24 protein-coding genes and 1 tRNA gene are annotated in these 22,715 nt (G+C 69.9%); 17 read left to right on the top strand and 8 right to left on the bottom strand.

Features of this window, described 5'->3' with window-relative positions; translation table 11 throughout:
* Positions 1-278, bottom strand: a 278-nt coding sequence (locus ABT245_RS10850) for a hypothetical protein (RefSeq protein WP_351731499.1), incomplete at its 3' end; no start/stop codon positions are given.
* A 99-nt stretch (positions 279-377) separates the two neighbouring features.
* On the opposite strand from ABT245_RS10850, the gene ABT245_RS10845 reads away from it, so the two are divergent.
* The 4 genes from ABT245_RS10845 to ABT245_RS10830 all read left to right on the top strand — a co-directional run bounded on the left by ABT245_RS10845 (position 378) and on the right by ABT245_RS10830 (position 2,835).
* Complete coding sequence (locus ABT245_RS10845; RefSeq protein WP_351731496.1) at positions 378-1,169, top strand: Pr6Pr family membrane protein; 792 nt, start codon at positions 378-380, stop codon at positions 1,167-1,169.
* 32 nt (positions 1,170-1,201) lie between these two features.
* Positions 1,202-1,275 (top strand) — tRNA-Pro (locus ABT245_RS10840).
* A 236-nt stretch (positions 1,276-1,511) separates the two neighbouring features.
* Positions 1,512-2,369, top strand: coding sequence for a TIR domain-containing protein (locus ABT245_RS10835; RefSeq protein WP_236041878.1), 858 nt, complete (start codon positions 1,512-1,514; stop codon positions 2,367-2,369).
* A 13-nt stretch (positions 2,370-2,382) separates the two neighbouring features.
* Positions 2,383-2,835: a hypothetical protein gene (locus ABT245_RS10830; RefSeq protein WP_079088253.1), complete on the top strand. Its 453-nt coding sequence runs from the start codon at positions 2,383-2,385 to the stop codon at positions 2,833-2,835.
* A gap of 78 nt (positions 2,836-2,913) precedes the next feature.
* Here the strand turns inward: ABT245_RS10830 and ABT245_RS10825 are convergent, their stop codons facing one another.
* Genes ABT245_RS10825 through ABT245_RS10815 form a run of 3 tightly spaced genes read right to left on the bottom strand, consistent with a single transcriptional unit; the run spans position 2,914 to position 5,184 of the window.
* Positions 2,914-4,446 carry a LacI family DNA-binding transcriptional regulator gene (locus ABT245_RS10825; RefSeq protein WP_058081348.1) on the bottom strand — a complete coding sequence of 511 codons (1,533 nt, stop codon included), beginning with the start codon at positions 4,444-4,446 and terminating at the stop codon, positions 2,914-2,916.
* Positions 4,447-4,497: 51 nt separating this feature from the next.
* Complete coding sequence (locus ABT245_RS10820) at positions 4,498-4,878, bottom strand: helix-turn-helix domain-containing protein (protein ID WP_058081347.1); 381 nt, start codon at positions 4,876-4,878, stop codon at positions 4,498-4,500.
* Between the two features lie 48 nt (positions 4,879-4,926).
* Positions 4,927-5,184 carry a helix-turn-helix domain-containing protein gene (locus tag ABT245_RS10815; protein ID WP_058081346.1) on the bottom strand — a complete coding sequence of 86 codons (258 nt, stop codon included), beginning with the start codon at positions 5,182-5,184 and terminating at the stop codon, positions 4,927-4,929.
* Positions 5,185-5,696: 512 nt separating this feature from the next.
* Between ABT245_RS10815 and ABT245_RS10810 the strand changes: the two genes are divergently transcribed.
* From ABT245_RS10810 to ABT245_RS10785, 6 genes are all read left to right on the top strand, one after another.
* Positions 5,697-6,629 carry a hypothetical protein gene (locus ABT245_RS10810; protein ID WP_058081345.1) on the top strand — a complete coding sequence of 311 codons (933 nt, stop codon included), beginning with the start codon at positions 5,697-5,699 and terminating at the stop codon, positions 6,627-6,629.
* The gene (locus ABT245_RS10805; protein WP_079088045.1) at positions 6,626-7,327 is read left to right on the top strand and encodes an ATP-binding protein; all 702 of its coding nucleotides are present in this window, start codon (positions 6,626-6,628) and stop codon (positions 7,325-7,327) included. The genes ABT245_RS10810 and ABT245_RS10805 overlap by 4 nt, the downstream gene beginning before the upstream one ends.
* A gap of 234 nt (positions 7,328-7,561) precedes the next feature.
* Positions 7,562-8,845 (top strand): hypothetical protein, encoded by a 1,284-nt coding sequence (locus tag ABT245_RS10800; RefSeq protein WP_203348981.1) that lies wholly within the window; start codon positions 7,562-7,564, stop codon positions 8,843-8,845.
* A gap of 183 nt (positions 8,846-9,028) precedes the next feature.
* Positions 9,029-9,520: a plasmid mobilization relaxosome protein MobC gene (mobC, locus tag ABT245_RS10795; protein WP_058081343.1), complete on the top strand. Its 492-nt coding sequence runs from the start codon at positions 9,029-9,031 to the stop codon at positions 9,518-9,520.
* Positions 9,517-11,250 carry a relaxase/mobilization nuclease domain-containing protein gene (locus ABT245_RS10790; RefSeq protein ID WP_058081342.1) on the top strand — a complete coding sequence of 578 codons (1,734 nt, stop codon included), beginning with the start codon at positions 9,517-9,519 and terminating at the stop codon, positions 11,248-11,250. Before mobC ends, ABT245_RS10790 begins: the two co-directional genes overlap by 4 nt.
* A 205-nt stretch (positions 11,251-11,455) precedes the next feature.
* Positions 11,456-11,935: a class III extradiol ring-cleavage dioxygenase family protein gene (locus tag ABT245_RS10785; RefSeq protein ID WP_159103823.1), complete on the top strand. Its 480-nt coding sequence runs from the start codon at positions 11,456-11,458 to the stop codon at positions 11,933-11,935.
* A gap of 91 nt (positions 11,936-12,026) precedes the next feature.
* Here ABT245_RS10785 and ABT245_RS10780 read toward each other — a convergent pair whose 3' ends face one another.
* Both ABT245_RS10780 and ABT245_RS10775 read right to left on the bottom strand, forming a co-directional pair.
* Entirely contained in the window at positions 12,027-12,848 is an 822-nt protein-coding gene (locus ABT245_RS10780; RefSeq protein WP_058081340.1) for an SPDY domain-containing protein, read from the bottom strand.
* A gap of 37 nt (positions 12,849-12,885) precedes the next feature.
* Positions 12,886-13,239 (bottom strand): SPDY domain-containing protein, encoded by a 354-nt coding sequence (locus ABT245_RS10775; RefSeq protein WP_058081339.1) that lies wholly within the window; start codon positions 13,237-13,239, stop codon positions 12,886-12,888.
* 191 nt (positions 13,240-13,430) lie between these two features.
* Between ABT245_RS10775 and ABT245_RS10770 the strand changes: the two genes are divergently transcribed.
* A complete protein-coding gene (locus ABT245_RS10770; RefSeq protein ID WP_058081338.1) occupies positions 13,431-14,135 on the top strand; it encodes a nucleotidyltransferase domain-containing protein in 705 nt (234 codons plus the stop codon).
* Positions 14,136-14,183: 48 nt separating this feature from the next.
* Here the strand turns inward: ABT245_RS10770 and ABT245_RS10765 are convergent, their stop codons facing one another.
* Positions 14,184-15,137 (bottom strand): FAD-dependent oxidoreductase, encoded by a 954-nt coding sequence (locus tag ABT245_RS10765; RefSeq protein ID WP_058081337.1) that lies wholly within the window; start codon positions 15,135-15,137, stop codon positions 14,184-14,186.
* A gap of 10 nt (positions 15,138-15,147) precedes the next feature.
* On the bottom strand, positions 15,148-16,593 hold the full coding sequence (locus ABT245_RS10760) for an NsdA family TPR-like regulatory protein (protein ID WP_058081336.1): 1,446 nt from the start codon (positions 16,591-16,593) through the stop codon (positions 15,148-15,150).
* Positions 16,594-16,797: 204 nt separating this feature from the next.
* Between ABT245_RS10760 and ABT245_RS10755 the strand changes: the two genes are divergently transcribed.
* Genes ABT245_RS10755 through ABT245_RS10730 form a run of 6 tightly spaced genes read left to right on the top strand, consistent with a single transcriptional unit; the run spans position 16,798 to position 22,712 of the window.
* Positions 16,798-17,322, top strand: a complete 525-nt coding sequence (locus tag ABT245_RS10755; protein WP_351731484.1) for an ATP-binding protein — start codon at positions 16,798-16,800, stop codon at positions 17,320-17,322.
* Positions 17,323-17,366: 44 nt separating this feature from the next.
* Positions 17,367-18,677, top strand: coding sequence for a glycosyltransferase family 4 protein (locus tag ABT245_RS10750; RefSeq protein ID WP_058081334.1), 1,311 nt, complete (start codon positions 17,367-17,369; stop codon positions 18,675-18,677).
* The gene (locus ABT245_RS10745) at positions 18,674-19,672 is read left to right on the top strand and encodes a D-2-hydroxyacid dehydrogenase (protein WP_058081333.1); all 999 of its coding nucleotides are present in this window, start codon (positions 18,674-18,676) and stop codon (positions 19,670-19,672) included. The genes ABT245_RS10750 and ABT245_RS10745 overlap by 4 nt, the downstream gene beginning before the upstream one ends.
* 3 nt (positions 19,673-19,675) lie before the next feature.
* On the top strand, positions 19,676-20,785 hold the full coding sequence (locus ABT245_RS10740) for a radical SAM protein (protein WP_058081332.1): 1,110 nt from the start codon (positions 19,676-19,678) through the stop codon (positions 20,783-20,785).
* Positions 20,785-21,903 carry a hypothetical protein gene (locus ABT245_RS10735; protein WP_058081331.1) on the top strand — a complete coding sequence of 373 codons (1,119 nt, stop codon included), beginning with the start codon at positions 20,785-20,787 and terminating at the stop codon, positions 21,901-21,903. Before ABT245_RS10740 ends, ABT245_RS10735 begins: the two co-directional genes overlap by 1 nt.
* A 17-nt stretch (positions 21,904-21,920) precedes the next feature.
* Positions 21,921-22,712: a radical SAM protein gene (locus ABT245_RS10730; RefSeq protein ID WP_058081330.1), complete on the top strand. Its 792-nt coding sequence runs from the start codon at positions 21,921-21,923 to the stop codon at positions 22,710-22,712.
* Positions 22,713-22,715 lie beyond the last annotated feature (3 nt).

Raw genomic sequence — 22,715 nt, 5'->3', positions numbered from 1 at the left:
GTGCGGAGGAGCGGGGAACGGCCGACGCCGCTGGGCCGGGAGTAGCGGAGGAGCGGGGAACGGCCGACGCCGCTGGGCCGGGAGTAGCGGAGGAGCGGGAAACGGCCGACGCCGCTGGGCCGGGAGTAGCGGAGGAGCGGGGAACGGCCGACGCCGCTGGGCCGGGAGTAGCGGAGGAGCGGGGAACGGCCGACGCCGCTGGGCCGGGAGTAGCGGAGGAGCGGGGAACGGCTGACGGCGCTGGTGCCAGGCGGGGTGGCGCGGGAAGCGCACCCCATCCGAGTGCCTGACCGAGGGTATTCCGACTCCAATTCCGAATTAACCCGCCCAGCCCACCCCACATCGCCCGTTTCGCCCATTCTGCTTAGCGTGAGGGCATGACGGCTCCGATACCCAGGGAGATCCCGGAACTGCCCGCGGTTACGGGCACGCCGGTACTGATGCCCTCGTACGTCCCCGCCGCCGCAGTGATGGCCCCCCGCCCCCGCCCGCTGACGGCGCTGTACCGCCTGCTCATCGCTCTGATGGCCCTCACAGGCGTCGCACTGGAGCTGTTGCTCGGCTCCCCGACCCGCGTGCTGAGCTACTTCAGCATCCAGAGCAACGCCTTCCTGGCCCTGGTCATGGTCATCTCGGCCCACCGCGCGTGGGCGGCCCGCCGCCCCCTGCCGGCAGTCGTCACGGGAGCCGCACTGCTCTACGTACTGACCACGGGCCTCACCTACCACCTACTCCTCGGAAACACCACGCCGCCGTTCTCGATGACGGGCGCGACCACACCACCCATCCCGTGGCACGGCCAGTGGACGGCCCTCCGGCTCCTCCACACCGCAACCCCGATCGCGGCGCTCCTGGACTGGCTCCTGCTCACCGCCCGCGGCCATCTGCACCTCCGCCAGACCGCCGCGTGGCTCGTCTACCCCCTGGCCTACCTGGCCTTCTACCTCGGCAGGGCCGAACTGCTGATCCCCGGCACGGCCGGCCGCTACCTCTACCCCTTCCTGGACGCCGACCACCAGAGCTACCGCGGCACCCTCGCCAACGCCCTCCTCCTCGGCCTGGCCATGTACGCCCTGGCCATCCTCCTGGTCCTCCTGGACCACACCCGCCCGAACCCCGTCCGCCGCCGCGCCAGAACCGGATTTCGTCTCCGGCCACCGGTGGGCTAAAGTAAACGTCGTCGCCGCGACAGCAGCGACATCGGGGTGTAGCGCAGCTTGGCAGCGCGCTTCGTTCGGGACGAAGAGGTCGTGGGTTCAAATCCCGCCACCCCGACGCTGTAGTACCAGGTCAGGGGCCTGATCCGCAGAGCGGGTCGGGCCCTTGAGTGGTTCCGGGGACCATTCTGGGAGCCAGTTGGGAGCCAACTTCGGAATCCGGCTCCCATCATCGGGCTCCATTCGTTGTCAGTGCCTGCCGCTACCGTCGCTGAGGACAGTTCTCCCTCGACCGTGAGTGGTGAGCAAGACATGGCAGACCGAGTGGCCGAGGGCGGCGCAGACCCTCGCAAGGTGTTCGTGATCCACGGACGGAACGAGCTCGCGCGCAAGGGGCTCTTCGAGTTCCTGCGCGCTATCGGCCTCGATCCAATCGAATGGTCCGAGGCCATCCAGATGACTGGCAAGGGCTCCCCATACATCGGCGAGGTCCTGGACACCGCGTTCTCACAGGCGCAGGCCGTGGTGGTGCTCCAGACCCCCGACGACGTCACCTACCTGCACGAGAGCCTCACGTACGCCGGAGATCCCGAGTGCAACCCGCAGATGCAGCCCCGACCGAACGTGCTGTTCGAGGCAGGGATGGCCATGGGCCGGGATGAGAACCGCACCGTGATAGTCGAGCTCGGGCAGGTGAAGGTCTTCAGCGACATTCACGGCCGGCACGTGATCCGCCTCGACAACTCCACGAGGAAGCGGCAGGATCTCGCGACTCGTCTACAGACTGCGGGGTGCGCCGTGCGGCTGACCGGTACGGATTGGCATGACGCCGGCGACCTCACTCCGCCTGTCCCACCAGGTGGCGGGCTTCCGCTGGGACGGAAGCTTCCGTCGTCGCAAGCAGCCGGTACCCCTCGGCTCAGTGCCCGCTACGTCGACAACGGGTCGAGAAAGATGGGGACGGTCGTGATCACCAACCACGGCCCAGGAGACGTCTACGACCTGGATGTGGAAGCCGAAGAGGAGAACAGGCTCATTACCCACAGCGAGGGTGAGTTCCCCGTCCCGAAGTTGCCCGCCGGTAAGTCGGTGCGGGTAATGAGTGCTCGCTCTCTGGGGATGGGGGCCAGCTCGTACTTCAACGTCGTCCTGACGGGGAAGACCGCCGACGGGGTGCCGATCAGGGTCGAAGAGTTCGTGGATGGGGCGTGACATGGAAATTCCGATGAGCCTGCCCCTGGACCACGACGGCTTCGTGCGTCGGGAGTGTCCCCACTGCATCAACCAGTTCAAGTGGCACCACGGACCGGCGAATGAAGAGGCCGAGCAGCAGCCGTCGCCCCCTGCCTACTACTGCCCTCTCTGTGGGCAGCCGGCGGGGCCGGACTCCTGGTGGACGCAGGAACAGATCGACTACGCCAGGGGCCTGATCGCTCCCGCCGCAGCGCGAATGGTGGAGGACGAGCTTAAGAACGCGCTCAAGCCGATCCGCAGCAAGCACGTGAAGGTCGACTTCAAGGGCACCGTGGATACTCCAGAGGTTCCATCACCCCTCACCGAACCCGACGACATGGTCATCGTGTCATCCCCCTGTCACTCGTACGAGCCGGTGAAGGTACCCGAAGACAAGTCCGGCCCATATCACTGCCTCGTATGTGGTCAAGCCTTCGCAGTCTGAACCGAGGCGGCCGCAGCGGCGGTCACGAACCACGTGTGCCCCTACACGGTGATCGCGTAGGGGCACACGTTCCGAGCATCACCCAGACATCGCCAACCGGTGGGCATCCCTGCGTGTCCGCAGGAGCTCGTTGAGCACGCGCACCGGCGACGCCGGAGACAGCGCCAGTCGGGCGTCGAGCGCCGACTCCCATTGCTCGGTCAGCCCGAACTTGAGGCGCTGCCGCATGCCTGGGGTGACGTGGGCGTAGCGCGCCGAGACCGAGCCGTCGATGTGGCCCATGCGTTCATCCATGAGCACCTTCTCGGTTCCCAGGTCCTCCATCATCGTCCGGTGGGTGTGGCGAAGGCCGTGGGGCGTGAGCCCCTTGGCTATCGGGAGCCAGCAGGCGTCGGCCCGATCGCTGGCACCCCGCCCCCGTGCTGGGACACCGGGCCACGGCTCGCCGAGCAAGGGCACTGGCCGTGGCTCCTGCGGCGCCTTCTTCGGGTACCAGCCGGAGACCGCCGGCGTGAATAGCCAGGTCGCGAAACCGTTCCTGCGCCAGTGGGCGGCATGCTCCGGCACGACGCCGCCCCGCACGAACCGGAGGTCCGCGATGGCCTGCTCGACCTTTGCTCGCGTGGCCTCGGTGACGCGTTCGGGGTGGTTGAGGACGTTGGACACCGTGCCAGTTGAAACGCTGGCACGACGGGCGACGTCGACGAGCTTCGCGCCCTGGTGGCCCCCGGTACGGGCCGCGCCCTGTCCTCGGAAGACGTAGGTCTTGCCGTGGCAGGGGCACGGCTTGGGCTTCGTGCGGGCGATGTGGTTGGCGACCAGTGCCGACAGCCAGTCCATCGAGTCGATGGTGCGGTAGCTGTCGTCCTTCGGCGGGCAGCGCACCAGCTCTCCCGTGTCGAGCTCGTACAGCTGCCACTCGACCCGGACGGCTCCAGGGCGGACGAACGCGGTCTCCAGGCCGACGATCTCGCCCCAGCGCATGCCGGTGTAGCCCTTGAGGACCACGGCGACGAACTCGTCGTCGCGGCCGGAGAGCAGGGCGGCACGCTCGGCGGCCAGCAGGATGCCGAGCGCGTCGGTGACCACCTTCTCCGGACCACGGTCTCGGGAGCGGCCGGCGCGCTTACCTCGCCCGCGCCGCCGGGCAGCCGGGTTGGACGTGATCAGGCCCTCGTCGATCGCGTCCTCGAAGATCAGGTGGAGCGTCGAGCGCCAGGTCTTGACGCTGGAGGCGGCATAGAGGGCCTTCTCCGTCTTCTCCCACAGGTCGACGTCCGTACGCAGGATGCCGGCGAGCGCCTTGTCCTCGAACTCGGGGAGCAGGTGCTCCTCGATGTGGCGCTTGTAGTTCTGCATGGTCGAGGCCGCCAGGTCCTGGGCCTCGTACCAGCGGTTCGCGTACTCGCCGAAGGTCTCCTGGCCGAGGGCCGGGTCGCGCCAGTCGCCGCGACGGTACTTGTTCTCGGCCTCGGCCGCTGCCCGTTGGGCCTCGCCCTTGGTGGCGAACCTGATCGCCTTGCCGTTCTCGTCGACGACCGTGTTGTGCTTGCCGGGCGCGACCTTGTACCGGCCACGCCAGTAGTTTCCGCGCTTCTCCGCGAAACCCAAGTTCCGCTGTCCCCCTCTTGATTGTCCTCGTCTACGGCAGGTTCGATCCGGTCACGCGACAGTGCCGTACTGCTGCTGTCGACGCGGCGGGCGAGCCCGTAGGCGGGTCGTCGGAGCAACGACAGGGCGGCGACGTTGCGCGGAGCCGGTCTGCGTACCGGGCTCGGAGAGCAGCTCGGTCGCCCGCGCGGCTGTCTGCGCAGGCTGGGCCGGCCGCTCCTCGTAGAGGCGGATGATCTCGGCCAGATGCTCGGCGGTGAAGCGGTAGGCACGGCCGACCCGGGTGTGCGGTATCAGGCGCCGTCGCGCTCGGTCCTTGACCCACCAGGCCGAGCAGCCGAGGGTGTCAGCGATCTCTTCGGGGCGGTAGAGGCGGGGCGGAGGGGCGTCGGACGGCCTGTGGGGGACGGACGCGGGCGTGGATCGGTGCAAGGGGGGCGGCTCCTAGTCGCGAAGTCGGGGGACGGATGCGTGAGCGGCTCAGGTGGCGCCCGGGCCCTGCAGGAGAGCGAGGGGTGATACCTGCAGGGCTTCGGCGATAGCGACGAGGTCGTCGATATCGCATCGCCGCTTGGCGAGTTCGATGCGGGACAGCATCGTGTTGGACATAGGGCGACCCAAAGCGGAACACCGCGCGGCGAGTTGGCGCTGCCCAAGGCCGCGTTCCGTACGCAGGATTTCGATGGTGCGAGCCGCCAGCATTCCTGCGGGCCCTATTTCCAGAGATCGTGCTGCCATGGCTCCAGTTGTAGCGTGCATTCGCCGGTTTGGTTAACCGGCGATCGTCGGCTATGTTGCGCCGCGCTCAATGGGCGAGCGGGACGGTCGGGGTGCTGCGAAGGTCCGGATCCCCGAACGGGCCCCGACACCAGAGACCCTCTCTGACGTGGGGTGTTGTGTTGTAGCTTCATCGCTCGCAGGACGTCAACGGCTTCCCGATGTGATCCTTCCGGCTCGGGATGCCGGGCAACTATTTGGTCAACCGCCGATCGTGCCCTACCGTTTTCGCACCGCCCTCGCCGACTCGATTTCCAGCAGCATTTCTGCCGTGAGAGATTGCGCCGGATAGGGCTGGACTTGCGCGACCTGGGTGTGGCTATGTTGACGACACCCCCGGAAAGCGCGAGCGGCCATCAACGCACCCCGCCTCAACGGCCGGACATCCCCCGCCCTTCACGCCCGTCCCACCCCCGACCGACGGTGAACCGTGGGCACCCAGCCCACCGGTCACCGAGTGAGGACCGCCCCTCTTGGCACGAATCCGCACCATCAAGCCCGAAGCCTTCGTCTCCGAGTCCCTGGCCGCCGTCACCCTGACCGCCGAGCGCACCTTCTTCGGCCTGCTCACCCAGGCCGACGACCAGGGCCGCCACCGCGACCACGCCGCGATCATCGCCGGGCAGCTGTGGGTCCTGCGCCCCGAACACACACCTGCCGACGTCGAGAAGGACCTCGCCCAGCTCGCCGACACCAGGCTGATATGCCGCTACAAGGGCCCGGATGACAAGCGCTACCTGCACATCGTCACCTGGCGGCAGCACCAGAAGATCAACCGCCCCAGCGCGAGCCGGCTTCCCGCCTGCCCACACCACGACACGCCGGCCCGCACCGCACCCGGCGTCGGCGCCCCGACTGCGGGAGTCGGGCTCACGGAGCCCCCACCGCAGCCTCACGGAGTCCTCCGTGAGAGCTCCGGGCGAATACGCGAGCCTGCGGTGAATCCGGGCACCGATGAGGAAGTAGCAGGTCAGAGCGATTTCCGTGAGCCCTCCATGAGGCAGCAGGGACAGCTCAGTGAGGGAGCGGTGACAGCTCACGGTCCGGATCTAGGACCTAGGATCATGGATCTAGGAGATACCCCTTCGGGGGGCGCGAGCGCCCCCGCATCCGGCACCGTCTCGGCCAACCAGCTCATCGCCGAGTACGCCGTCGCTTGCGCACACCGTCCGCCCGAGAACATCCTGGGCCATCTCGGCCGGGAGGCGCGAAAGCTGCTCCTGGAGGGCATCGCGCCCGCTCACATCCGGGCCGGGCTTGACCTGCATCGCGCCAAGGGCCTGCATCCCAGCACTTTGCCGAGCCTCGTGCACGAGGCCATGAACGCGGCCTCCGCCGCGCCGGTTGTCCACAGGGCGTGGACAAACCCCGCCGATGTCGAAGCCGCCTACGGAGGTGACCTCTGACCGCCACCCTCACCCGCGAGCCCCACCGGGTCGGCCCGCTCGCCGACCGGCTCAACGGCATCCTTGCCAGTCGCGGCATCGACCTTGCCACCGCCGCCGTCGAGGAAGGGCACGTCGAGCCCGTCACCGCGCTGGAACTCGCCGCCGCCAGGATCCCCGCCCGCTACCGTCGAGCCCTGGCCGACCACCCGAAGGTCACCGCCTGGGCCGACGAGATCGCCCGCGCCGGACGCCCCGGCCCCGGCGGGCCGGGCATCGCCGAAGGCCCGTCGCTGCTGATCGCCGGCCCCACGGGCACGGGCAAGACGTACCAGGCGTACGGCGCCATCCGCACCCTGCTCGCCCGAGGGGTCCGTCTGCGCTGGGAAGCGACCACCACCGCCGACTTCCACGCGCGCCTACGCCCCCGCGCCGGCCACGACGCCGAACGTGACCTGCAGACCCTGGCGCGCTGCCCGCTGCTGTTCCTGGACGACCTCGGCGCGGCCAAGACCAGCGAATGGACCGAGGAGCTGACCTACCGGCTCATCAACCACCGGTACGAGCACATGCTCCCGACACTCATCACCACCAACCTTCCGATGGAGCAGCTGCGCGTCACCCTCGGTGACCGCGTCGCCTCCCGTCTCGCCGAGATGACGGAGCGCGTCATCCTCGACGGCCCCGACCGACGACGCCGCACAGCGCCCGCCGCCTGACTGGCCGCCCCAGCGCCCGCCCTCCTGGCCGGCCCCGCCGCATCACCCGCGCTCACACCAGCCCTGCCCGCGCCAGCCACTCGCGTAGGCGGTTGCTCGGCGCTCCGTCGATTCGCCCTTCGCCCTCAATCCTCGACGCCTTGGAGCCCCCTCCTGCCTCCTCTCAGCCCCGTCCCCCTCGCCATACGGATCAGCGGCACGCCGCTCCTCCCTGACTGGGCCACCTCCCCGGTGATGACCGTGGCGCTCCTCATCCCGCCCGTGCTGCTCGGCCTGCTCGCCGGGTGGCTGAGCCGCCAGCAGCGCCGCCGGCGGCATCACACCAACCGCTGGCGCGGGACTGTCGCGGTGCCGGTCGCGGCCGTGGCCGCGCTCGGCTGCACCGCGTACAGCGCGGACACCAGCTGGCGGTTCGCCGCCGACTACCTCGACATGGGCGGCGCCGCCGAGCGCGTCGCGATGTTCGCCGCCGCCGAGCTGGCCCTGTTCGCCACCGCCCTGATGGCCCGGCAGAACCTCAACGGCCCGAAGCAGGCACCCGGGCTGCCCGGCACCCTCACCTGGGTCATCACCGCAGTCCAGGTTCTGCCCGCCTACGCCGAGTCCGGGCTGGTCGGTGGCACCGTGCGAGCCTTCGTCGGCCCGGTCATGGCCGCGATGCTGTGGCACCTGGCCATGGGCATCGAGCTGCGCCACCGCGCCCCCGACGCCGCCTCACGCAGCCTGGCCGCCGTCCTCGTCCGCCAGGCACGCGAACGCCTCCTGGCTCGCCTCGGCATCGCCGACCAGGACGCCGATGCCGCCCGACTCATCCGCGAGCGCGCGCTGAGCGAAGCCGTCGCCCTGATCCTGCGCGCCGAGTCGATGACCGACAAGCGCGGCAGACGGCGGAGACGACGCCTGGCAGAGCGCCTGCACCAGGCTCTCGAGCGGGCCGGCGTCGACGGCGACCCGCTCCAGGACAAGCTGCTGCTGCACAAGCTCGCCACCCGCAAGCAGGCCCTCGGCCTCGCTTCCATCACGCTGCCGCCGCGCTGGGAGGTCCCGGCCTCCAACCCCGCCCGGGAATCCGGGCACAGCAGCCCGCGCGCCGGCCGCACGGCACAACTGCCGCGGGCAGAGGAAACTGCCCGCCCGCACCCGTCAGATCGGGGTGACGACGAGGTCCCTCCGGCTGCCCGCCCACAGCCTGCCCGCCCGGAGTCCGGGCTGCCCGCACGGGCAGAAACTGAAGAGAGCCGGGCGCTCACGGGCAACAGCTCGGGCAGCCCTTCGGGCAGGCACGAGCGGAAACCGGCTGCCCGGAAGAAGCGCGACGCCAGCAAAGCCCGTGCCTCCGACGAGGTCATCCTCAAGCACGCTCGCCGCATCCATGAGCAGACCGGCAGCGTCGGACGCGACCGGGTTGAGGACGCCCTGCGCGCCGCTGGCTACACCGTCTCCAGCGACGGCGTCGGACGAGTCGTCCGCGAGTTCAAGGCCCAGCTCAAAGCCGCAGCCAGCCATCCACCCCGCTGATCCCCGCCGCACCAGCACTCCCGACCACGCCCCGACCCGGAAGGCCCCATGCAGACCCCGCACCACGAAGGCCCCATGGCCCCCGAGGAATCCCTGCCGTCCAATCCTGTCCCAGGCGGAGCAAGTTGGAGGTCCGGACACTCCCCCGTCGGGGGAGCGCCCGAACCCGACCCCGCCCCAGGGGTGGCGGGGCCCGTCTGGCGCCAGGGGGCGCCGAACGGGAAGGCTGCGACCGAGGGCGGACCGCAGCCAGGCAAGGCCAGCCGCAAGGGCAAGGCCAGGAAGGGGAAGTCGCGTCCGCGTGACAAGAAGCAGCGCCCCGCGCACAGCGTCCGCCTCAACGAGCTAGAACTCGCCGTCATCCAGTCCGGCGCCGACCACGTCGGCATGAGCGTGGCCGGGTTCCTGGCCCACTCGGCGCTGGCCGCTGCCCGTGACCAGTCCCGGACCGCGGCGACCATCGCCACCGAGCGGGACATCCTGACCGCGCTGTTCGGTGTGCGCCGTCAGCTCGGCTGGGCGGGCAGCAACGTCAATCAAATCGCCAAGGCCCTCAACTCGGGTGCCCACGTACCGCACTTCGCCGCTGCCCTCGCCGACCTGCAGCGTGCCGCACAGGCGGTCCAGCGGGCAGCCGACAGGGTCGCCAACGGGCAGGAGGGGCAAGCGGCTTGATCCCCCGGATCCACCAGCAGGGCAGCAACACCCTCGGGCTTTTGCACTACCTGTACGGCAAGGGCACCCACGAGGAGCACATCGACCCGCACCTGGTCGCTTCCTTCGACGGCATGGCCCCCGACCCCGGCCGCGACCCCTCGGTCACGAAGAAGGACCTCCAGCACCTCCTCGACCAGCCCCTGTCGCTGCTCGACGCGGACCAGCGTCCCGACAAGCACGTCTGGCACTGCTCGGTGCGCGCCGCGCCCGACGACCCGGTCCTGTCCGACGAGCAGTGGGGCGACATCGCCCGCCGCATGGTCGCCGCCACCGGCATCGACCCTGGCGACGGCGCCGGCTGCCGCTGGGCTGCCGTCCGGCACGCCGACGACCACATCCACATCATCGCCACCCTCGTCCGCGAGGACGGCCGCCGCCCCGACCACCACCGCTCCGGCAAACGCGCCCAGGCCGAGTGCCGGCTGATCGAAAAGGAACTCGGGCTGCACCAGGTCGCCCCCGGGGACGGCACCGCCGCCAAGCGGGCCACCAGCGCGGAGCGGTACAAGGCCGAACGCACGGGCAGGCAGCGCCCTGCGCGCGAGGAGCTGCGGGAGACCGTACGGCGCGCGGTGGCCGGCGCGACGAGCGAGGAGGAGTTCTTCGACCGGCTGGCCGCCGCCGGCCTGCTGATCCGCAAACGCGTCGCGCCCTCCGGCGACCTGCTCGGCTACAAGGTCGCCCTGCCCGATGACCGCAACGGTGAGAAGGAGCCGGTGTTCTACGCGGGTTCCACGCTCGCACCCGATCTGTCCCTGCCCCGCATCCGCGGACGCTGGACGCTTCCTGCGGAGGCCGCTTCGGCGGACGGCTCACGGCCGGAGCAGCCCGCCCTGCCGGACGTGACAGGTCCCGCGTTCGCGCGGCGCCGGGCCACCGCAGCCACCTGGCAGGCACTGCTGATCATCGACCACGGTGACGACGGTGCAGCAGCGGCGCAGATCGCCGCTGCGGGTGAGGTCCTGGACGCGCTGGCCAAGACCTCCGCCGCCCATATCCGCGCCGAGCTGCGCGAGGCGGCGTTCGTGTTCGAGCGGGCCAGCCGCTCCCACGTGAGGGCCGTACGCGGGCACGACCGCGCCCTGCGCCAGGCCGCCCGTGACCTCGTCCGCAGCGGACCAGCCCTGGGCCGCGGGGAAGACGGCGCCACCGCCGCCATGCTCATCGACATGGCCTTCTTCCTCGCCATCGCCGCGGCGAACTGGCACGCGAAGAAGGAGCACGCGCAGCAGGCCGCCGCAGCTCAGCAGGCAGCTGAACACCTTCGGGCAGCCTACGAAACCGCAGCAGCCGAGCCGATGGCCGTCCTGCGGCAGCGAGGCAAGCGTCTGGCGCCGCGTGTTCGGCAACGGCACGCCGCGCTACTTCAGCAAGTGCTGCCGGAGCTGGCCGAGCGGATCCGCGCCGAGGCCGGCTGGGCCGCCTTGGCCGCCACCCTCGACGAGGTCCGGAAGGCCGGCCACGACCCGGCCGTTCTGCTGGCCGACGCCGCCCGACGACGTGAGCTCGACACCGCCGACTCCATCAGCGATGTCCTGGTGTGGCGCCTGCGCCGCAGTGCCCACCTGCCGGCACTACCCGCAAGCCCCGACGGAACGGCCACGATGGGCACTCGGCGCACCGCACCCCTCGCGCCCGTCACGCGACCGGCCACCAGCGCCGTGAACGACCCCAGCCGACGGCGCTGACCAGCGAAAAACGGGCGAAACATAGCCGACGATCGGCGGTTGGCCAAACCGGCGATCCTCCGGACCATTGGTGCCCCAGAAGCCCCACAACATGCCCTTGGCACCCTCGTCCCTACCGCAGTCAAGCGCGCGGCACCCCCGCCGCCGGCCCACGCTGAGCAACCACCCTTCCGCGAGCACCCTGCTTCTCGCAGCCCACACCTCCTTGACCAAGGCACCCGCACGTCATGCCCCGAGCACCACCTGCCAGCTCACCAGCACAAACCGATCTCACGACACCACACAAGGAACCACCCATGCCCTCCTCCGTTCGCCCCGAAGTCGTCCTCCTCCTCACCAAGTTGACCTCAACCACCCCGACATCCGGACGCGCCCTTACCACCGCGACGGACGCCCGTTCACCCGCGCCGAGCGCGACCTGCTGACCACCTTCACCCCGGAGGAAAAGGCCGCCGCGATTGCGCAGATACAGCTCGAAGACGAATGGCAGCGTGAACTCGACGAAATGAAGGACGCCTTCGTCGACCTGCTCATGAAGTACTTCGCCAAGCTTCCCAAGGGATCCGTGGTCAGCAACGCCGTCGCCATCATGACCGACGAGGACTACGCGGAGTTCGAACGCCTGGCCGAGATCGTCACTGCGGAAGACACCCTCGAATTCCGCGCCCTGTACGAAGGAAGCTGACCGGCCGCACACCAACGGCGGCCCAATCTGCGGGTACACGAAGCCGGGCCTCCCCGACGGGAGGCCCGGCTTCAATGCGTTGGACGGGCCCTCAGCAGGCCGGAGCGCGCAGGAGCCGATCGCGCGTACTCTCCGGCAGCACCCGGCGCAGCACCGGCGCGCTGGAGCTGAGGGAGTCGGCGAACGCGGCGACGAGGTCGTGCGGCACTCTGGCGCTGAACGACGCGGCCCACAGGTAGCCCGCGCCGAGCACCGGCTCGGCCCACGCCTGCCACCCGGCCAGGGCCGCCTCCTCCGCCTCAGCCACCAGCGCCAGTGGATCGCCATCCTGGATGAGGGGCGGCACCTCGCCGAGGCGGACGTGCGAGGCGAACGTCGGATCCACCGCGCCCGTGCTGGGCTGGTCGACGTCACGCAGCCAACCGTGCGCCGTTACCGCGTCGAGGACCAGCTCGGGGCCACCGCATGGCAGGGCGGGCTGATTGCGGGCGTCGAGCGCGGTGAGGAAGCCGGCGAGGATCTCCCCCGGGACGTCGGGGGTGAAGTAGGCCGACCACTGGGCGAGCGGACTGCTCGGGTGGGTACGCGCGGACACTTGCCAGGCGATCGGCAGGTTCCCCAGGTGGAAGGGCTCGTCCGGCAGGACCCACTGGGCCCACCGCAGGGAGTCGGGGCTGATGTGCAGGACGGTGCTGCGCAGGACCTGACGGTCCTCCGGCGCCTCCTCCGGCTCCTGGCGCCCGCGGACGAGCGTCAGGCTCGTCCAGCCCAGGCCGGCGAGTGTGTCAGCGACGGCGTCGTAGAGGCGTCCGTCGTCACCGGCCAGGTGCCGGGGACCGACCCAGTAAGCGGACGGGACGCAGGCCGGAGCGGGTGGATCGATCGGGAAATCGGGATGCAGGTATGCCTCCAAGAGGTTGGGGGGCTGGAGCGACTCGAGCCTCTGGCTGTCACACCCGCTGGGAGGTCTCCAGCACGCGCGCGACTGCGGCAGCGACGACGTCCGCCGGTGTCTCCGTGTCGAAGGACATGTGGTAGCCGCGCACCTTGGCCGTACCGGTGACGGCGATCTTCCACCCCTCGCCGTCGGTACCAGGGCGGCCGGACGGAAACCACCCGAGATAGAAGGATCCATCCTTCGAGTTGACGTGTACGTCCGCGCGGTCGTCGACGACCAGGTGGAAGTCGTCGGCGGAGAACTGATCCATCACGAGTGTGGCCTGGCCCGGGCCGAGCAGCCATTCACGCAGCCGCAGGGCCTCGACGCTGGTGGAGAATCCGGGGCCCTGGGGTGCCGCAGTCACGAGCAATCACCTCTTTGACCTGGTGTTTTGCGAGAAGGTCGTCCAGGTTCACATGCCCTTGCGGCGCTGACCAGTCATTCGTGGATCTTTGCTGTCTGCCCCCGGCGAACTGAGACGCAGAGCGCGAGACCTCGCTGTCCAGCCGCAGAAAACGGCGTGCGCCCGGTGTGGGCAGTGCTGATAGTTGCCGCATGGATGCGATCGAGGCCGCACGCGCCGTCGTGGATGAACAGCACCCCGAAACGCGCACCGCGTTCCTGGGCGGCAGCGTCGTGACAGCCCGCCGAACGGCCACGTCGGACCTCGACGTCGTGGTCCTGCTCCACGGAGCCCCAGCCCCCTACCGGGCGAGCCTCCAGTACGCCGGCTGGCCGGTGGAGATGTTCGTTCACACCGAGGCGACGTGGCACGCCTACGTCGAACGGGAGCTGCGCAAGCGCCGGTCACCGCTGCTGTGGATGTGTGCCGACGGACTGCTGCTCTTCGACACCGACGGTCTCGGAGCCCGCCTCGCCGCACAGGCCCGGAAGCTGACCACCGCCGGACCACCCCCGGTGTCGATGGAAGAGATCGACGACCGCCGCTACGCGATCACTGACCTGCTGGACGACCTCGCGGGAAGCGACGACCAGAGCGAGCGTCTCTTCATCGCGACCGAACTGGTCCGACGCACCGGTGAGCTGGCACTGGCCGTTGCCGGTTCGTGGGGTGGCGGTGGGAAGTGGCTGGCACGCCGCCTTGAGACGACCGCGCCAGGGCTCAGCACACGCCTCCACCACGGCCTACAGGAGGTATTGGACGGGAGAGTCGAGACCCTCGTGGCCGTCGTGGACGAGGTGCTCGGGCAGACCGGTGGCCGGTTGTGGGTCGGCTACAAGCGTGTCGGGGCGCCCTGAGCGATCCCGCGCTGCGGACGTCGCAACGTCTGTTCCTCCACGTGCAGATCACTCGATCGACAGCAAATCCCGGGTCTCCTCGGCGCACCCCCACGACAGCGTGACGCCGGCGCCTCCGTGCCCGTAGTTGTGCACGACCACGGTGCCATCCTCCCGCACCTCTTCCTCCACACGGACCGTGGCGCGGGTCGGTCGAGCGCCGATCCGGTGCTCCAGGACACGGGCCTCGGCGAGGCGGGACTCGACCTCGGCACAGCGGGCGAGGATGCCGGCAGCCGCCTTGTCGTCGGGGGCCAGATCGCCTTCGCCGTCGATCGCTGTGCCGCCCAGGACCACGGTGTCGCCGTGGGGGTAGAAGCACAGGAGGTCCGGAGAGAGGCCGGTGTCCTCGGAGAAGAACTCGGTCAGCCCGGGGTTGGTGACGACGACGTGCTGGCCGCGGATGGGCCGGAGGTCAGGGTCCGGAACCAGGTCGCGCGCCCCGAGGCCCGCGCAGTTGACGATCGCCGAAGCCGGACCGGCGTCCGAGAGCGACGTCAGCCGTCGCTGCTCGACCACACCGCCGGCGTCGCGGAGCCGGCGCAGGAGGTAGTCGAGGTAGGTGGGCATGTCGATCAGTGGCACGGTGAACCGGTAGCCCGCCGTGAACCCGGCCGGAAGTTCGGCCCGCTCGCACGGCCGGAAACCCGGCAAAGTGGTGGCCCAGTCTGGCGCGGCTTCTGCCGTGCGGGATGCCTCGATGCCACTGGTGAGCCGGACGCCCGTCGCCGGGTCCTGGGCCAGCTCCCGGAAGATCTCCAGGGACCGTTGTCCCCACTGGTCGACCTTGTCCTTCGGTTCGACCAGGTAAGGCCCCCACATCGCCCCGGCCGCCAGCGACGTGACCCCCGGCACCTGCTCGGCGATCACGTGCACCGAAGCCCCGGCCTCGGCGAGAACGACGGCCGTGGTGAGCCCAGCCACCCCAGCCCCGACAACGACAACGCGCTCCCCTGCGGTCATGAACCTGACCCTAACGGCCGGGTTGCGTCGATGGGGCGTGTTGGGCGAGGGCGTTCTCCAGGGCTGGCAGGAAGCCGCGCACGTGAGGGTTGCGCTGTCGGCGACGGAGGTCGGCGGCAAGTTGGTGGAGCAGCGCCGCGCTGCGAGGCGAGCGGACGACATCGAGGCGGTCGGCGGCGACCTGGCCGATCTCGCAGGCTGCCTCCAGGTCTCCGTGCGCGCTGTGTCCCAGGGCCAGCCAGGCTCCCTCGAACATGGCTCGGCGCTGGCTTGGGTCGCCGCGCGGCACGTCGTACGCCCCGGACCTGAGCATCTCGGTCCCCTGGGCGAGGAAGCGACGGCTCTTCTTTCCGCTCTCCGCCTTCTGCTGTGCACGACCCATCTGGATGAGGCCGTAACCAGCCTGGCAGTCCAGGTGGTTGTCGGTGAGGAAGTACATCCAGCGGGGCTCTTCTTGGCGGCCGTCCCGGCTTGCGATCAGTTCGCGGGCAGCGCCACGAGTGTGGGCGAAGTCGTTGTCACGGCCGGCGGCGGCGTACGCGTAGGCGAGCCGGGACAGGACGGACGCCCGGACGGCCAGCGGGGCGGCGTCGCTCGCACGGCGGGCGGCCTCACCGAGGGCAATGGCGTCCGCGGGGTGTCCTCGACTCGCCGCCTGGAAGGAGAGGTCGCCCAGGATGTGGGCGCACAGGGGGAGATCATTGACCTGATGGGCGGCACGTAGCGCCGTGACGAAGTAGCGCTGCGCCAGTCCGTGGTCGGCCGCGTCGAAGGCCATCCAGCCGGCCAGCTGGCCGATCTCCGCGAGCGCGCGGATCAGACGGCTCGCGGCAGCCGGAGAGTGGCCGCCTTCGCGAATCAGCAGCCCGACGGCCCGGAACTGGGCTCCAACGTAAGGCAGATGACGTGCCCCTCCGTGCTCGTCATCGAGCAACTGGAGCATGGGAAGGTGCTGCTCGACCTGGTCCACGAGCGGATCGGTGCCGAGCGACGACGTCATTCGAGGCGTGTACTGGCCGCGTCCCGCGGTGCCGTCGAGGTACTGGGCGACGATCGCGAGGAGTCCCGCGCCCGAGATCGCGAGGAACCGGCGACGGTCGACAAGCCCTCCCATCACCCAGTCCTCCACGATCGCCTCCATGCCCTGCGCGGTCCAAGGCCGCGCGAGATCCGTGTCCGCGGGAACCAGCGCTGACGAGTCGCCCACACGGCCCTGCCACAGTTCGGCCACCGAGACATTCCTACCCAGCTCCTGGGAGAGCACGTAGGCGGCCATCATCGGCAACGGCGAACGCGGCAGGGAGCCGGCGTCCCGCCAGTGGTACGGCGCCGACTCGGCCACCGTCCCCGCTCCGAACACCCGGTTGAGCTTGCGAGCGAGCGCCTTCGGGCTCCACCCGAGTTCGTCTAGGCACCCCGCCAGTACGACGTTCGGCTCGCCTGTCTGCGGTGCCACGTGCGACCACCCTTCACTCCAGTGGTTCGTCCCATCACTTCGCGAGCCCCATGGTGATGCCCCTGGACGGACGATTCACCACCGCCGCATGGAAGTTGACCGAGTTGACCCACTGATCGGGTCCTGCCTGACCGTCCCCCTCCTGTGTTCTTGGATCCCGGCGGAGGCGCCCGTCTTCCGAGCCGACGGAGAAAGAGGTGGGCCTTGAGACAGCACACGAGCACCTCCCCAGGCCGACCGGGCGATGTGCTGGACCGTGACGCCGGACGACCAACCTCCGCCCCCGGACGCGGGCTCGTCGCTGGCGACGGCACGACCACCCTGATCACGGATCTGCCGTACGGACCGGAAGCGGCTGAGGTCGCCCGGGGCGCCGTGACGCTGGCGCTGCGTGGCAGTGAGACGGACGTACTTGCTGACGCCCGCCTGATCGGGTCGGAGCTCGCGACGAACGCCTTCGTCTCGGGCAGTCCTCCGTTGGTTCTGTGCGTCGACCGCAGGAGTCTGGCCGGCGGCGGCCTGGAGATCGAGATCACCGTCACCGACGGCGGCTGTTCCCGGCCGGCACCCGCTTCTCCTACCGCGCCCGACGAGCAGGCCGAATCAGGACGGGGACTGGTCATCGTCGATGCCTTGGCCGATGCCTGGTCGCTGACGACTGGCACCAGCGGCTCTCGTGCCTGGTGCCGACTCACCCACAGGCCGTGCTCCTCGTCCACCGGCGCCTGATGTCCACGCCTGCCCAAACCCGTCCTCCAAGGAGGCACCACACAGTGCGCATCGACCATGCGACTTCCCCACCCTCACGCACGGCTGTGCCGGAGGCCGCTCGTCAGCCCAGGGTCGTCGTCGCTCTCCACGAGGGCTTCTACGGCGCGGAGTCGGGCACCGGCTTCAGCAACCGCGCCTTCCTCACGGCGCTGGCCCGGCTCCTGCCGACAGGCCGCCTCTCGGTGATCACCCCGCACGTGCCCGAGACCGCGGGAGCGCACAATCAGCGGTGGGTCGGCGAGGTGCGGCAGATGCTGCGGCAGGCCGCGGCCGAGGTCATCACGATCCCGAAGGTCAACGCGCCGCCGGACTCGGTCCGCGGTTCGGTTCAGCTGTGCGACCTGGCGGGCGAGGCGGCCATGCGCATCTCCGCGCTGGCGAGCCGGTGCCTCATCGTCGGCCTCGACATCCCGTTCCTGGGGCTCGCGCCCTACACGTCGCCGACCACGGATCTGCTGCTCGTGCCCCGCTCCACGACCGCGCTGACGCGGCCCAAGGATGTCTCCCGCGTCCGCTGGGAGCGGGACGCCCTGCGAGCGGCGACGCTCCGAGGTGCGCGCGTCGGGGCTATCTCCTCCCACATGCGAGGCCACCTCGTCGTCAACTACGCCGTCCCTCGGTCGAGCATCGTGAGCATCCCGAACGGGCTGATCCGTGAGGAGATGGTCAGGCCGGCCACGGCTCTGCCGCTGCCTTTCAAGGCCCGCGCCGGATTCCTTCTCGCCATGGGCCGGGCAGTCCCGACGAAAGGTTTCGAAGACCTCCTGGAGGCGTTGCGTCTGCTGAAGGAACGCGGTGTCCCCGTTCCTCACCTGCTGCTGGCTGCCGTGACCTCGGAGGAACACAAGCACCTCTCCTCGTACCAGCAGGACCTGGCGGCAGACATCCGCGCGCACGATCTGGACGCGACTCTGATCACTCGCTTCACCCCCGCGATCCGTGCCTGGCTGCACAGCCCGGCCCTGCGCGCGGTCATCGTTCCCTCTCGTGAGGAACCCTTTGGCCGGATACCCCTGGAGGCGTTCGCAGCCGGTGCGGGCCCGGTGGTCGCGACCACGGCCGGCGGCCTGGCTCAGACCGTCATCGAGGGCGAGACCGGCTTCACGGCCGCACCGCAGGACCCCAGGTCGCTGGCCTCAGCCCTGCACCGGGCCCTGACCGTCCTGCCCCGCGAACGCGATCGACTCCGGAGCGCCGGGGCGGCCCTGGTGCGCTCCCGCCACGACTACGAGGCCAGCGTCGGTTCCGTCATGGACCGCATCGCCCCTTGGGCGCTGGCCCAGTCAGCCACTGCGGAGGGCCGCGCGCGATGAACCAGCCGGTGGTGCTGATCAGCCTGGAGTCCCCGCACTCCTTCTGGCGACTGTCCTCCGAGCACGAGCGTGCGCTGTCCGCCTCATTCCCCGGCATTGAGTTCCGCAGGGCGACCGAGGAGGCCGTGCCGCACCAGCTGGCCGACGCACACGTCTACTTCGGGTGGCGATTCGCGCCCTCGTGGCTGTTCGCCGCGCCACATCTGAAGTGGATCGCTTCCCCGGCCGCCGGCACGGACCATCTGCCCGTCGCCGAGGCCCACTCCGTCGGGGTAGCGCTGACCCGCTCGTACGGCTTCCACGGCAGCCCCATGGCCGAGCACGCCATGGGCCTGATCCTGGGCTTCTCCCGCGGGCTGTTCATCAGCCAGCGAGTCCAGCGGAACCGTGCCTGGTGGAAGGACGACCTGGCCGAGGAGTTCTTCGACCTGGCGGGGGCGACGATGACCATCGTCGGCTGCGGCAGCGTCGGACGCCACCTCGCCCACGCCGCCCGGGCCTTCGGCATGAACGTCATCGGAGTGCGCCGGACACCACCTGCGGCTTCCGAGGACGGGATCACGTGGGTGCACACGACGGCGGTGCACCAGGCGGTGTCCGTCGCCGACGTCGTGGTCAATCTGCTGCCCGCGACCCCTGACACGCACCGCTACTTCGACCACGACCTCTTCTCGGCGTGCAAGCCCCGCTCTCTCTTCCTCAACCTCGGCCGCGCGGCAACCGTCGACCAGTCGGCCCTCCTGGCCTCCCTCGACACCGGCCACCTGCGCGGTGCGGCCCTGGACGTGTTCGATCCGAAACCGCTGCCTGCGCGCCATCCGCTACGGCTCCACCCCCGGGTCGTACTCACCCCGAAAAGCTCGGTGTTCTGCCGCGCGTACATGGACGAGGCGGTGGCGTTCTTCGCCGACAACCTGCAGCGCTACCTCTCGGGCCAGCCCCTCAACGGCCTGGCCGAGACGCCCGCCACCCGCTCTCCGCTCATAGGAGGCTGACCAATGCCCACCGCAGACCACGACGACCTGGCCGCCGCCTTCGCCGCCGCAGGCCGCAACCACCCCTACCTGGCCCTCACCCTGAACTCGCTGTGCAACCTGGACTGCGTGTTCTGCAAGCCCCGGTGCATGCCGGACTACGGACACAAGGACCGGCCCCTGACCGCCTCCGACTACGCGGCCATCGCTGCCGAGGCCGGGGCCTGGAAGATCAGGAAGGCACACTGCTCCGGCGGTGAACCGACCCTCCGAGCCGACATCCTCGACGTCATCGCGGGCCTCGCCGACGGCCTCGGGCCCGATGCCGCGATCGGCATGACCAGCCACGGCAACCTGCGCCGTGGGCTGAGCGCCGAACAGCTCCACCACGCCGGGCTGACCTACCTCAACCTCAGCCTCCACAGCCTCGACCCGGCGCGGTCCGCCGCGATCATGGGCGGCGGCGACCCGCGCACCACCCGGAGCACCCTCGACACCGCCCTCTCCCTCGGCCTGCGAGTGAAGATCAACTGCGTTCTTCAGCACACCTACCTGGACGACGCGTTCGCCGTGGCCCAGCTCGCCCGCGACCTGCCCGTGGCCGTCCGCCTGATCGAACTCCAGAACATCGGTCCCGCCCAAGCGCTCTTCGACACCGAGTTCATCACCGAGGCAGAGGTACGCGACCGTCTCCACGAGTGGTTCGCGAACGCCGGCGAAGTCCCCCGGGACCAGCTGGGCGTCCGCAGCCCCGGGCAGTACCTCCGCCCCGACGGATGGGCAGGATCGATCGGCTTCATCTCCAACTCCAGCTGCGCCACCTGCTCCGACGCCAACCGGATCAAAATCACGCCCACCGGAGTGGCGCGGCCCTGCATCCTGCACAACCGCGACATCCCCCTGAAGCCCCACCTCGCCGACGGCACCCTCGGCGACGCGTTCGCCCACCTCTTCCAGGCCATGCTCGACCGCAACACCAACGACGCCTGGCAGGGCTTCCACTACGTCGACTACGACCTGCGCTGGGACCGGATGGAGCGCCCCGAAGGCACTCCGGTCCTGCCCCTGCTCCCCGTTCTCCCCACGGAAGCGGCCGGCCCCTCCTGCGCCCGCGCCTCCACCGGGGAGCGGTGATGGTCGTGGTTGACGCGCCGCCTCTCTACCAGGAGCTCGGCGCTCTGTACGAACGCGAGCTGGACGCTCAAGGCGTCGGGGCCGTGATGCTCACCCACAAGTGGCAGCCGGCCGACCTGCTGGCTCCGCACTCCGACATCGACGTACGCGTCCTCCTTCCCCAGGCCCCCGCCGACTGGGAAGAGTGGAACCACCGCCTGGCCGCCGCACACGCCGCCGCGGTCGGCCGGGAAGTCTTCCATCGACGTCTCCTGGAGCACCCGCCCGGCTTCGCGTTCACCGTGACTGAAGCGGACGGGCGACTCGTCTCTGCGCCCGAACTCGCGACCTGGTCACTGATCAGCGGCAGCGCGCGGGACTTCCAGCGCTGGAAGTCCCGGGCCCAGATGGCGCCCTGGTGCGAGGTCGATGAGCGGTTCTACCGGGGAATCCTCCAGGCCCGGATGGGCGGTCGATACCAGCTGGCTGCGGACAGCACGGACAACGTGGTCGAGGACATCGCCGCGTACCGGCGCCACTGCGTGGCGTGGCACTACCTCGCCCCGTGCTGGTTCGCTGCCGCCGCACTCGCGACACGGACGCGCTGCCCCGGAAAGACGGCGACCCTCACCCAGTGGCGGCCGGAGGGACTGGACGGATACGCCGAGCTGTTCCTCCGGCACTCAGAGAACCGCTCCGATGCCCACCCACGGAGTCCGCGCCACCTGCTCCGCGCGGCCCATGTAGCTCTGGAGGCGGCCATGCGCCGCGTTCCTGACGGGGCTCGCCCAGACGGCCAGGGGCATGAGCACGCTCGTACTGACTGGGTGATGACGGCCGGCATGCTCCGTGTACGCGTCGCCCGCTGGCTGTACTACCTCGATCCGCCGCCCGGCGTGGCGACCGAGTACCTGATCCGGCGGGAGGCGAAGGAACTCCGCTCCGCCGCGCAAACGCTGACCGTGCTCGCGGCAGACGAGGCGACTGCCGCCCAGCGGCTGGCCGCCCGGATGGCGGCGCTGATCCCCACTGGACCCGCCACCGCCGACACCCTGCGCGCGACCCTCGCGCGCTGGCACCAGCAGAAGACCACCGTCCAGGACTTCCTCAGCTTCACCCCCGACGACGTCCACCTCTGACCCAAGGAGTCTCGCCAATGACCCCGCGTGCGCCGGTGCCCCGCACCCTCAAAACGGCCAAGGTCAAGATCACCACGAAGTGCAACCGGCACTGCGACTTCTGCATCTTCGCCGACGGCGCCCAGGGCGAGAACATGCCCCTGGAACTGTTCTCCACCATCCTGACCCGACTGGAGACCATCCCCTTCCAGCAGCTGCACATCAACGGCGGCGAACCCACCGTGCACCGGGACTTCCCGGCACTCAGCGACGCCGCCCGCACACGGCTGCCGGACAAGGTCATGGTCCTGGGCACGAACGCCATCACCCTGGCCCGCAACCAGCCGATCATGGACGCGACCCTCCGCTCCTACGACCAGATACTCATCGGCTGCGACGACGAACACGGGAACTACGACGAGGTGCACGCCGTCGTGCCCCGTCTCCGCGAAGTCGGCAAGACCGTGGTCGTCAACAGCGTCCTGGAAGGCATCAGTTCCACCCGGCTCACGCAGCTCGGGACGCTGTGCGAGAAGTACGGCGCCATCCACGTCACCAACCACGTGCACCACGTCGACGTCGGCCAGCCCGCGAACGAGCTGCGCGGCCTCTGCGACCGCTACCTCGACCAGCACCTCATGATCGAGATGGACGGGTCCTGCTACCGCTGCTTCAACGCCATGGCGAAGGACGACAGCGAGTTCAGCATCTGGGACGAGGACTTCGCGGCCAAGGTGTTCGCGCCCCGCGCGCACCACTTCCGGTTCTGCCTGCGCTGCCACGAGTACACCGACTCCGGCGCCGCACTCGTCCCCGCCCTCGCCGTCTGACCG

This window comes from Streptomyces sp. NPDC001508 (assembly GCF_040298665.1).
Taxonomy (GTDB): domain Bacteria; phylum Actinomycetota; class Actinomycetes; order Streptomycetales; family Streptomycetaceae; genus Streptomyces.
Note: the sequence above shows the minus strand (reverse complement) of the source record. Positions and strands in the feature narration are given on the sequence as shown.